This is a genomic window from Mixta sp., from assembly GCF_024610815.1.
In the GTDB taxonomy this organism is placed as follows: Bacteria; Pseudomonadota; Gammaproteobacteria; order Enterobacterales; family Enterobacteriaceae; genus Mixta; species Mixta calida.
Genome location: NZ_JANION010000182.1, coordinates 19,397 through 30,476 on the forward strand (window position 1 = coordinate 19,397; position 11,080 = coordinate 30,476).

Sequence of the window (11,080 nt, forward strand, 5' to 3'; positions counted from 1 at the left end):
CAGATCTATGCCACACTTGTAAAACAGTTTTTTCACACAATCAGGGGGATATATGGATCGATTTCCACACTCTCAGGACACAATCGTGCAGCGCGCCGGCACCGGGCTGCAAACTTACATGGCGCAGGTTTATGGCTGGATGACCTGCGGTCTGCTGCTGACCGCGTTTATTTCCTGGTACGCCGCCAATACGCCAGCGGTCATGGAGCTGGTATTCGCTAACCGCGTCACCTTCATCGGACTGATCATTGCCCAGCTGGCGGTGGTGTTTGTCCTCTCCGGGCTAGTGCATAAGCTGAGCGGAGCGGTGGCGACGGGGCTGTTTATGCTCTATTCGGCGCTGACCGGCCTGACGCTGGCCAGTATTTTTCTGGCGTATACGTATGCTTCCATCGCCAGCACTTTCTTCATCACCGCCGGCATGTTCGGCGTCATGAGCTTCTGGGGCTACACCACCAAACGCGACCTGAGCAAAATGGGCAGCATTCTGTTTATGGCGCTGATTGGCCTGCTGCTCGCTTCTCTGGTCAACTTCTGGCTGAAAAGCCCGGCGTTGATGTGGGCGATTACCTATATCGGCGTGCTGGTATTTGTCGGCCTGACCGCCTGGGACACGCAGAAGCTGAAGGCTATCGGCGAGCAGATTGACGTGCGCGATAAGGAAAACCTGCGTCGCTACTCCATCATGGGCGCGCTGACGCTCTACCTCGACTTTATCAACCTGTTCCTGATGCTGCTGCGCATTTTCGGCAACCGCCGTTAATCCTCCAGCCGCAGCAAAAAGGCCGCACTTATGAGCGGCCTTTTTTATGGACGTAAAGCGAAACGTAAAATCCAGGACAGAAGCACTGCACTCGCTTAAAAGAGCGAACAACCGATCGTTGAAGTCGCATAAAACCTGCCGCGAACGGGCACGGAACATAAGGCATACCGGGCAGGAAGGAAAACAGCGCACGCTTAAAGAGTAAATCAACAACCACCGAAGCTTTATAAAACCTGCTGCAAACGGGCACGAAACATAAGGCGTCGGGGGTTCAGGCCGGGGAGTAAAGCGTCCCGCGCCAGGGATGGCGCGGGACGAGCATGTCATGGATGACGGATTTTGCGTCTTTACGATCGGCCTGAACGCCCGGCGCGAGCGCCGAACTCAGCTTCATGCCAGTCTTCAGCGCTTCAGATCCATCTTCAACGCTTCAGGCCAACCTCACCGCTAAACCCCTTTGCCCTGCGGTTCAGGCAGTCGCTCCGCCTCCGCACGATCGTCAGGCAACGTACGCCGGTCCGCCTCGGCCAGCTGTCGCGTATCCTGCTGCTCATTCTGCTGATGCTTATCATCCTGCTGCTGCATCTTGCGCTCATTCTTCTGACGCAGATGCTTAGCGCGGCTCTCCAGCCAGAGATAAAGCACCAGCGCCAACAGCAGCGGCAGAATAAAATAGAGCACGCGATAGGCGAGCAGGGCGGCGATAATTTCGCCGTGCGTCGCGTGTTCGCCGCGCAGCAACGCCAGGAACACCGCCTCCAGCACGCCGATGCCCGCCGGAATATGAATGATCACCCCGGCGATGCTGCTGATCAACAGCACGCCCAACACCACTGGATAGTCCACTTTCTGCCCCAGCAGCAGCCAGATAATCATCCCCATCACCATCCAGTTGGCGCAGGAAATCGCAAACTGAAACAGCGCCATACGCAACGAAGGCAGCGCCAGCTTCTGTCCGCGAATCGTCCAGCGCCGCCGTTTGGAAAAGGCGCAGGCCGCCAGATAAATCACCACCAGCAACGCCAGCAGGCCGCCAATCAGCCGCAGCGTCCCTTCGCCGATAAACCAGCCGGGCGGAATCGGCACCATGCCCGCGGTAAACAATACTCCCGCCAGCAGAATATAGCCGAGCCAGTTAGTGGCGATGCTGAGCGAAAAAATGCGCGTAATGGTACTGCCGCTTAAACCGAGCCGTGAGTAGAGCCGATAGCGCATCGCGACGCCGCCGACCCAGGTACTGAGCGTCAGGTTAAAGGCGTAGCAGATAAACGACACCAGCATGACCTGGCGCTTCGCCAGCTTATGCCCGCAGTAAGCGCGGCCAATCAGATCGTATCCGCCGTAAGCGAGATAGCTGATAATCACCAGACCCACCGCGCTGAGGATTGCGACGCGGTTATAGTTGACGATAACCTTCCAGACATCTTCCCAGTTCACTTTGCGGGCGTAGACCACCAGCAGCACGACCACGGCGATAAAAAACAGCCAGGTGAGGATCTTCTTGGCCATTTTCCATTTTGAATGAGCTTTTGCCATCAGGATTCGACTCCCTGTTTATCGGTATCGACGCGGTCCTGCGTTTCCAGTTCCGGCTGCACCGGCGGTGGCACCTGCTTTACTTTTGGCGTATGGGCAGGCAGCCAGCCGGCGATGGCGGGAAAATGACGCAGAAAATGGAAAACAATAATGCTCTTGCTCAGTTGCAGCCAGGTACGCTTCGGCAGCTTATCCTCCTGCACGCGTACGCAATCTTCCTGTAACAGGCGCTCCAGGTTATCGCGCAGCGTCTGATTAAACTGCCTGTCGTGAATAATCAGGTTGGCCTCCAGATTCAGCGACAGGCTCAGCGGGTCCAGGTTGCTGGAGCCGACCGTCGCCCACTGTCTGTCAGCCACCGCCACCTTGCCGTGCAGCGGACGACGAATATATTCGTAAACCTCGACGCCGCCCTCCACCAGATAGTTATAGAGCAGCTCGGCGCCCACCTTCACAATCGGCATATCCGGTTCGCCCTGCACAATCAGACGCACCCGCACGCCGCGCTGGGCGGCGTTTTTCATTTCGCGTAGCAGCCGATAGCCGGGGAAGAAATAGGCATTGGCGATAATCACATCCTCTTTGGCGTTGCCCAGCATCTCCAGATAGTGTTGTTCGATATCGTCACGATGCTCATCGTTATCGCGGTAAACGAACAGCGCCTGCGCGTCGCCCGGCTGCTGATTCACCGCCGGACGATGCGAACGGTGGCCCCACCAGCGATGGGTATTCGCTTCGCTGCCGATCGCCTCCTGCACAAAGCGGCCGATATCGTCGACAATCGGCCCCTTCACCTCAATGGCATAGTCCTGCTTGGCTTCCGGGCCGAAATCGGTGTTGTGCTCGGCGGAAAAGTTGATGCCGCCGACAAAAGCGATCGCGCCGTCCACCACCACGATCTTGCGGTGCAGGCGACGAAACACGTTGGTGCGCATGCCCATCACCAGCGGACGCGGATCGTAATAAAGAAAGCGCACCCCCGCCGAGGTCAGGCTGGAGACAAACTCATCCGACAGATCGGGCGAGCCGTAGCCGTCCACCATCATCTCGATTTTCACGCCGCGCTGCGCCGCCGCCAGCAGCTCGCGGTGCAGCGCGTTGCCGACATCGTCCTCAAACAGAATAAAGGTTTCCAGCAACACGCTGTGCTGCGCCCGCCGAATCGCGCCGAATACGCGCGGGAAAAATTGTTCACCGTTCTCCAGCAGTTGAATACGGTTACCGTCGCGCCAGCTCATTGTCATAAATGGATCTCCACGGCCAGCGGCGCATGATCGGAAAGGTGTGACCATGGCCGCACAGGTAACGCCCAGGGCTGACTGACTTCCGCGTTGCGTACATAAATACGATCGAGACGCAGCACGGGAAAACGCGCCGGAAAGGTACGCGCAGGGCGGCCATTTTTAACGCTGAAGACCTCATCCAGATTGGCGCAGCGCTTCAGCATCTTATTGGCGCGCGTTTGCCAGTCGTTAAAATCGCCCGCCACCACCAGCGGCGCGTCGGCGGGGATATTGGCGATCATTTCGCACATCATTTTCATCTGCGCATGGCGGTGCGCGTCGCGCAGGCCAAGATGCACGCACATCACATGCAGCTCCCGATCGTTATCCGGGAGCTGCAGGCGGCAGTGCAGCACGCCGCGCTTTTCCGTCCCCGCGACGGAAATATCGCGGTTTTCATAGTCGATGATGGGAAAGCGCGACAGTACAGCGTTGCCGTGATGGCCTTCAGGATAGACCGCATTGCGTCCATAAGCGTAATCGTTCCACATGGTGTCAGCCAGGAACTCGTAGTGGGGCGTGTCCGGCCAGTTTTCCACCTGCATCGGATGGACGGCGTGCGTGCCCATCACCTCCTGTAGAAAAACGATATCGGCGGAGGTCGCGCGTACTGCTTCGCGCAGCTCCGGTAAAATAAAGCGCCGGTTGAAACTGGTAAAACCCTTATGTGTATTAATTGTCAGGACTTTAAAGGAAAATCCTTGCGCTTTTTGTGACATACTGGGGGCGCTCTCCTTTTTGTTTTGATTTCCGATAAAGTGTAGTCTTTGTCACAAAAGGGTGCTGACTTCCGCTGTGATTTGCGGCATTGTCTGAAATTTGCGTTACATTGAGGGGATTCGTCACCGGCTCTGCCGGCAACTTGGGCAGCGTTTCGGACGCTGCCGGGAGAAGAGGATGAAATGGTTTAATCGTATACAGATTGCGACCGGCCAACCCTGCCTGCATATCTCTTTGCATCTGATGATGTTTGTCGCCCTGTTTTGGGGCTGGCGGGAGAGGGCGTTGGTGGAAGTAAGTAGCGTACTGGTGGCCGCTTACGCCGCAGTATTTATCGCGATGCTGCTGACGCAGCGAATTGCTCGGCTGCGTCGGGTTGGTGACTTTTTAGAAGAGATCACCACAACCTACTACTTCGGCGCCGCGATGCTGGTGCTGTTTTTGGTGTCCCGCCTGCTGCATAACAACCTGCTGCTGGCCTGTCTCGGCCTGGTGATGCTGGTGGGCCCGGCGCTGGTGTCGCTGCTGGTCAAAGAGCAGACGCCGCGCGTGGAAAAGAAACGCAGTTAAGCAAGGCTTGCTGCAAAACGTCGGGGCCGCATCGCGCGGCCCCGTTTTTATTGCACCGCGCGCTTTTTCATTCTGTCGCCGCGCGCCGCTATCCCCCCGACGCGTAAACTGTTACACTGATCTCATTACGCACCGTAGTTTGTGCCCTTTCAACCGCTTGCTCAACAAGCGTCATGATCTCCCCCTGGAAACTGCACCGTTAACGACGGTCAGGGCGGAACCGGAGTTGAACCCCTATGTCTTTTGATTCTCTCGGCCTTAACGCCGATATTTTGCGTGCCGTTGCCGAGCAAGGCTATCGTGATCCCACCCCCGTACAGCGTCAGGCGATCCCTGTGGTATTGGAAGGGCGCGATCTGATGGCCAGCGCCCAAACCGGCACCGGTAAAACCGCCGGTTTTACCCTGCCGATCCTGCAGCTGCTGAGCGCCAAAGCGCAGCCGGCGAAAGGTCGTCGCCCGGTGCGCGCGCTGATCTTAACCCCGACGCGTGAACTGGCGGCGCAGATCGGCGAAAACGTCAGCGACTACAGTAAATACCTGAACCTGCGTTCGCTGGTGGTATTCGGCGGCGTCAGCATCAATCCGCAGATGATGAAGCTGCGCGGCGGCGTCGATCTGCTGGTGGCGACGCCGGGCCGTCTGCTCGACCTGGCGCAGCAAAACGCGGTCGATCTCTCCCATGTGGAAATGCTGGTGCTGGATGAAGCGGACCGCATGCTCGATATGGGCTTTATCCACGATATCCGCCGCGTGCTGGCGCGCCTGCCGGCGAAACGCCAGAACCTGCTGTTTTCCGCCACCTTCTCCGATGAGATCAAAACTCTTGCCGAGAAGCTGCTGGATAACCCAAGCCAGGTGGAAGTCGCGCGCCGCAACACCGCCTCTGAGCAGGTGACGCAGCACGTTCACTTTGTAGATAAAAAGCGTAAGCGGGAACTGTTGTCGCTGATGATCGGTCAGGGCAACTGGCAGCAGGTGCTGGTTTTCACCCGCACCAAACACGGCGCCAACCACCTTGCTGAACAGCTCAATAAAGACGGTATCACCGCTGCTGCGATTCACGGCAACAAAAGCCAGGGCGCGCGCACCCGTGCGCTGAGCGACTTCAAAAGCGGTCATATTCGCGTGCTGGTGGCGACCGACATCGCCGCGCGCGGCCTGGATATCGAAGAACTGCCGCACGTGGTGAACTACGAGCTGCCCAACGTGCCGGAAGATTATGTACACCGTATCGGTCGTACCGGCCGCGCGGCGGCAACCGGCGAGGCGCTCTCGCTGGTTTGCGTGGACGAACATAAACTGTTGCGCGATATCGAACGTTTGCTGAAGCGTGAAATTCCGCGCATGGCGCTGCCGGGCTTTGAGCCGGACCCGAACATCAAAGCAGAGCCGATCGTTAACGGTCGTCAACAGCGCGGCGGCAACGGCGGCGGCGGTCGCAGCCAGGGCGGACGCGGTCAGTCCGCGCGCGGCGGGCAGGGCGGCGATCGTCCGGCAGGCCAGCGTCAGAGCGCGTCCGGCGAACGTCAGCCGCGCCGCACCTCAGGCGAAGGCAACGCGCCGCGCCGCAGCGGTGAAGGCAACGCACCGCGCCGTCCTTCCGGCGAAGGCGCGCCGTCGCGTCGTCTCTCCGGCGATCGTGACGGCAGCCAGCCGCGTCGTCCTTCCGGCGAGCGCAGCGGCCAGCGTTCAGCGCGTCCGCGCAGCGATAAGCCTGCCGGCAATCGTTAATCGCGTCTCGCGACGGCAACAGACGGCCACCCTTGCGGTGGCCGTTTTTTTTGTCTCGCCGTCGCCACAAAGCGCGCGCCGACGATGTTCAGCGCGGCGCAAAAGGCGTAAACTTGCGCGTCAAATTTTTCAAAGGGTGTTCTCATGCGGGTGTTACTGGCGCCGATGGAGGGGGTTCTCGATTCGCTGGTGCGCGAATTGCTGACCTCGGTAAACGATTACGATCTCTGCATCACCGAATTTTTGCGCGTGGTGGATCAGCTGCTGCCGGTAAAATCGTTTCTGCGCCTCTGCCCGGAGCTGCGGCAGCAGAGCCGCACCTCTTCCGGCACGCTGGTGCGGGTGCAGCTGCTGGGCCAGCACCCGCAGTGGCTGGCGGAAAACGCCGCCCGCGCGGCGGAACTGGGCTCCTGGGGCGTCGATCTGAACTGCGGCTGCCCCTCGAAGCTGGTCAACGGCAGCGGCGGCGGCGCCACGCTGTTAAAAGACCCGGAACTGATCTATCGCGGCGCGAAGGCGATGCGCGAGGCGGTGCCCGATCATCTGCCGGTGACGGTAAAAGTGCGGCTGGGTTGGGATTCCGGCGATAAGCGCTTTGAGATCGCTGATGCGGTGCAGCAGGCGGGCGCCAGCGAGCTGGTGGTGCATGGTCGCACCAAAGAGGAAGGCTACCGCGCCGAATGCATCAACTGGCAGGCGATCGGTGAAATTCGTCAGCGTCTGCGTATCCCGGTGATCGCCAACGGCGAAATCTGGGACTGGGAGAGCGCGCAGCAGTGCATGGCGCAAACCGGCTGCGATGCGGTGATGATCGGACGCGGCGCGTTGAACGTGCCTAACCTCAGCCGGGTGGTGAAATATAACGAACCGCCGATGCCCTGGCCGCAGGTGATGGCGCTGCTGCATCGTTACACCCGGCTGGAAAAGCAGGGCGACACCGGCATGTATCACGTGGCGCGCATCAAACAGTGGCTCGGTTATCTGCGCAAGGCCTACCCAGAGGCGGACGGACTGTTCACCACCGTGCGCACGCTGAAAACCTCGCCGGAAATTGCGGCGGCGATCGATCGTCACTGCGAGCAGGCAATGGTGTAACTGTTTTGTAACATAATGCTAAAAAGGACGCGTCGCAGGCGGGCCTGTCGTATGATGGGTTCGTATGGACCCCTTGTTTTTTCAGCGATGATGACCCCGATACCCGCACTAACCAACGCGCAACTTAACCGACGCATTCTCTCCGTTATCGTCTTTACCTTTTTCTGTTATCTCTCGGTCGGCCTGCCGCTGGCGGTGCTGCCTGGCTTTGTGCATAACCAGCTTGGCTACAGCTCCTTTATGGCGGGGCTGATTATCAGCGTACAATATTTCGCCACGCTGGTAAGCCGCCCGCAGTCGGGCAGGCTGGCGGATTCGTTTGGACCGAAAAAAGTGGTGATGCTCGGTATGAGCTGCTGCGGCTTAAGCGGCGTGCTGACGGTGCTGGCGGGGCTGGCGGCGTCAGTTCCCTGGCTGAGCCTGAGCCTGCTGGCGGTCGGCCGCGTCTTTTTGGGCGTTGGCGAGAGCTTCAGCAGCACCGGCGCCACGCTCTGGGGCATGAATATCGTCGGCCCCACACAGACGGCGCGCGTTATCTCCTGGAACGGCGTAGCGACTTACCTTGCGATGGCGCTGGGCGCGCCGCTCGGTGTAGCGCTGAATGCGTTGATGGGCGTGCATGGCTTTGCCGTGCTGGTCGCTCTGATGGGCGTCGTCGGCTTCGCGCTGGCCAGCGGCAAGCCATCGGTCAGCGTCGCGGTTGGGGTGCGCATTCCGTTTCATCGCGTGGCGTCGAAAGTATGGGCCTACGGACTGGGGCTGGGACTGGGCACCATCGGCTTCGGCATGATCGCCACCTTTATCACCCTCTATTTCGCCAGCCGGGAATGGCAGGGCGCGGCCTTTGCGCTCAGCCTGTTCAGCATCGGCTTTGTGCTGATGCGCCTGATCTTCAGCCGCACCATTACCCGTTTTGGCGGGTTGCCGGTGTCGGTCTGTTCTTTTGCGCTGGAGTGTCTGGGGTTGCTGCTGATCTGGCAGGCCGATACGCCGTGGCTGGTGGATGCGGGGGCGTTTTTAACCGGCGCGGGCTTCTCGCTGGTCTTCCCGGCGCTGGGCGTTGAGGCGGTGAAGCAGGTGGAAGTACAAAATCAGGGCGCCGCGCTTGGCATCTATTCAGCGTTTCTCGATCTGGCGCTGGGGCTGACCGGCCCGCTGGCGGGCCTGTTGATTAGCCGCGCGGGGATGAGCGCCATCTGGCCCGCCGCCGCGCTGGTGGTGCTGATGGCGCTGTTGCTGACGCTGCGACTCTGGCGGCAGACGCGCTACAGAGAGATAAACAGCGTATAAAGCAGGGCGGAGAGCAACGCGCAGACCGGCAAGGTCAGCAGCCACACCAGCCCCATGCGCTTCAGGGTGCGCCATTGTAAAGCGCTGCGGCTTGCCACCATGCTGCCCGCCACGCCGCAGGTCAGCACCTGGGTGGTAGAGATCGGCAGACCAAACTGTTCCGCCACGCCCAGCGTGGTCATAGTCACCAGTTCGCTGCTGGCGCCCTGCATCGGCGTCAGCGGTGCTTTGCCGGTGCGTTCGCCAATGGTAATGGCGATGCGCTGCCAGCCCGTCAGCGTGCCAAGTCCCAGCGCCAGCGCCACCACGATTTTCACCCACCAGGGAATAAGGCTGCTGGCGTGGTTCAACTGCGCGGCCAGGCTGCTTAGCAGCGCACGCTGACTGGCGGACAGCGGATTTTCATCCTCCAGCAACCGCTGTAGCGCGTCGGCGGTCAGCGTCATACGCAGGCGCAGCGTTGTGGTTTCCGTCGGCGGCAGGTCGCTGAGGTTTTTTATCCCGTCCAGCTGCTGATGCAGGCTGGCGGTCATCGTTCCCAGCGCCGGCAGTACGCCGTCGCGCGCGCCTTCCCGTTGCCGGTAGTTATCGAGTATCGCCTGCGCCGCTGTCAGCGACAGACCGGCGCGCTGGGGCAGCTGCGCCTGCGCCTGGGCAGTCAACAGGGTCAGGCTGGCGAGTTCGCGCTCCGGCAGGGTGCGGTTAAGGGCGAACGCGCCGGGCAGGGCGACCAGCAGGATTACCATCATCAGACCCATTCCTTTCTGACCATCATTAGCGCCGTGGGCAAACGAGACGCCGCTGCTGGTCAGGATCAGCATGCCGCGCAGCCAGAGTGGAGGACGCCGCTCCGACGCGACGGAAACGGCGAGAGAATGGGGCAGCAGCGCCTTCATCAGCCGCAGTAGCAGGCCAGCGGCGAGAAAGCCCAGCAGCGGAGAGAGCAGCAGCGCCCACCCCGCCCAGCTTGCCTGCCGCCAGTCAATGCCGGTCAGCGCGCCCTGATTGTTCAGCAGGCTGCTGGCGGCGCCCACGCCGAGCATAGCGCCCAGCAGCGCATGGGAAGAGGAGGAGGGGATAGCGACATACCAGCTGGCGAAATTCCAGACGATGGCCGCCAGCAGCAACGCGTAAATCAACGCATATCCGTGACGGGCGTCCAGCGCGATCAACCCTTCCGGCGGCAGCAGAGACATAACGCCCCACGCGACTACGCCGCTGGCGAGCAGCACGCCGAGCATATTCGCGACGGCGGAAATCAGTACCGCGCGGGCGGGCGAAAGCGTGCCGGTATAGATCACCGTCGTCACGGCGTTAGCGGTGTCGTGCATCCCGTTAATAAAGATAAACCCCAGCGCCAGCAGCAGCGCGCTGCATAACAGTAGCGCGGTTAAAAACGATGGCGCGCCGCCGGTGGCATAGTCAATATCCGCAGCCAGCTGCGTCATCATCCAGCTGATGCCGACAATCGATAGCAGCCCGAGCAGCAGCAGGGAGAGGCGCTGCCGTCTGCCGGAAGGCGTCGGATACAGCGTGGGAAAACGGGTTGTATAGCGGGCAGAAGCGCCATGGTCACTCATATCGCACCGTAAAATCGTGAAACGCTGTAGCCGTAATACGCGTTTTATATGACAGAAGAATGACGAACGCCGCGCGGATAATCATTTCCCGATCGCCGTTGCGTTAATAACGTGTCGTGGTGAAGCGGCTTTTTTATTAAGGTAAAGAACGGGGTAATTAAAAGACGTGCAAATAAGTAACGGTTGAAATAAGCTGTTTTAGTAACGGGAAAAATTAACTGTTTTATGCCGGGCGCGCTTAAGCCGCTTTAATTAGATGGGTTATTAACTTAAACCTGTTACAGGATAAAAGGCGGCGTGGTTAATATAAAAATAAGGGAAGGATGACGGATAAAGAGTGCCGCCAGCGCAGGCGCTGACGGCACTGGAACGAATAACCGAGATAAATTTCCCTGGTGCAGGAAAAGGTTAAACATTATTTTTATTCTACAGCTAAGTTGGCTTAGCGATTATTATTAAAAGCGGCCGCGGCGTCAATCTATTTTTTTAAATTACTTTCGGGTTTTTATC

General features: G+C 59.4%; 8 protein-coding genes and 1 pseudogene. 5 read left to right on the forward strand and 4 right to left on the reverse strand.

The genetic code is table 11. The annotated features are described in order from the left end of the window. Positions 1-52 precede the first annotated feature (52 nt). A complete protein-coding gene (locus MYY08_RS13820) occupies positions 53-763 on the forward strand; it encodes a Bax inhibitor-1/YccA family protein (protein WP_038627267.1) in 711 nt (236 codons plus the stop codon). 576 nt (positions 764-1,339) lie between these two features. Here MYY08_RS13820 and MYY08_RS13825 read toward each other — a convergent pair. The 3 genes and pseudogenes from MYY08_RS13825 to MYY08_RS13835 form a co-directional block, all read right to left on the reverse strand. After that, positions 1,340-2,299 (reverse strand): annotated as a pseudogene (locus MYY08_RS13825) (lysylphosphatidylglycerol synthase domain-containing protein); the annotation flags it as partial. Further along, the gene (gene clsB / locus MYY08_RS13830) at positions 2,299-3,543 is read right to left on the reverse strand and encodes a cardiolipin synthase ClsB (protein ID WP_038627266.1); all 1,245 of its coding nucleotides are present in this window, start codon (positions 3,541-3,543) and stop codon (positions 2,299-2,301) included. The gene clsB and the pseudogene MYY08_RS13825, both read right to left, overlap by 1 nt. After that, on the reverse strand, positions 3,540-4,301 hold the full coding sequence (locus MYY08_RS13835) for an endonuclease/exonuclease/phosphatase family protein (RefSeq protein WP_038627264.1): 762 nt from the start codon (positions 4,299-4,301) through the stop codon (positions 3,540-3,542). Before MYY08_RS13835 ends, clsB begins: the two co-directional genes overlap by 4 nt. A 178-nt stretch (positions 4,302-4,479) precedes the next feature. On the opposite strand from MYY08_RS13835, the gene MYY08_RS13840 reads away from it, so the two are divergent. From MYY08_RS13840 to MYY08_RS13855, 4 genes are all read left to right on the forward strand, one after another. After that, positions 4,480-4,872, forward strand: coding sequence for a YbhQ family protein (locus tag MYY08_RS13840; RefSeq protein ID WP_038627262.1), 393 nt, complete (start codon positions 4,480-4,482; stop codon positions 4,870-4,872). A 236-nt stretch (positions 4,873-5,108) separates the two neighbouring features. Next, a complete protein-coding gene (gene rhlE, locus MYY08_RS13845) occupies positions 5,109-6,605 on the forward strand; it encodes an ATP-dependent RNA helicase RhlE (RefSeq protein WP_038627260.1) in 1,497 nt (498 codons plus the stop codon). 144 nt (positions 6,606-6,749) lie between these two features. Next, positions 6,750-7,700 (forward strand): tRNA dihydrouridine(16) synthase DusC, encoded by a 951-nt coding sequence (dusC, locus tag MYY08_RS13850; RefSeq protein ID WP_038627259.1) that lies wholly within the window; start codon positions 6,750-6,752, stop codon positions 7,698-7,700. 90 nt (positions 7,701-7,790) lie between these two features. Further along, entirely contained in the window at positions 7,791-8,990 is a 1,200-nt protein-coding gene (locus MYY08_RS13855; RefSeq protein WP_081981863.1) for an MFS transporter, read from the forward strand. Here MYY08_RS13855 and MYY08_RS13860 read toward each other — a convergent pair. Continuing rightward, positions 8,966-10,570, reverse strand: coding sequence for an inorganic phosphate transporter (locus MYY08_RS13860; RefSeq protein WP_038627256.1), 1,605 nt, complete (start codon positions 10,568-10,570; stop codon positions 8,966-8,968). The two genes, MYY08_RS13855 and MYY08_RS13860, sit on opposite strands and share 25 nt — an antisense overlap. Between the last annotated feature and the right edge of the window lie 510 nt (positions 10,571-11,080).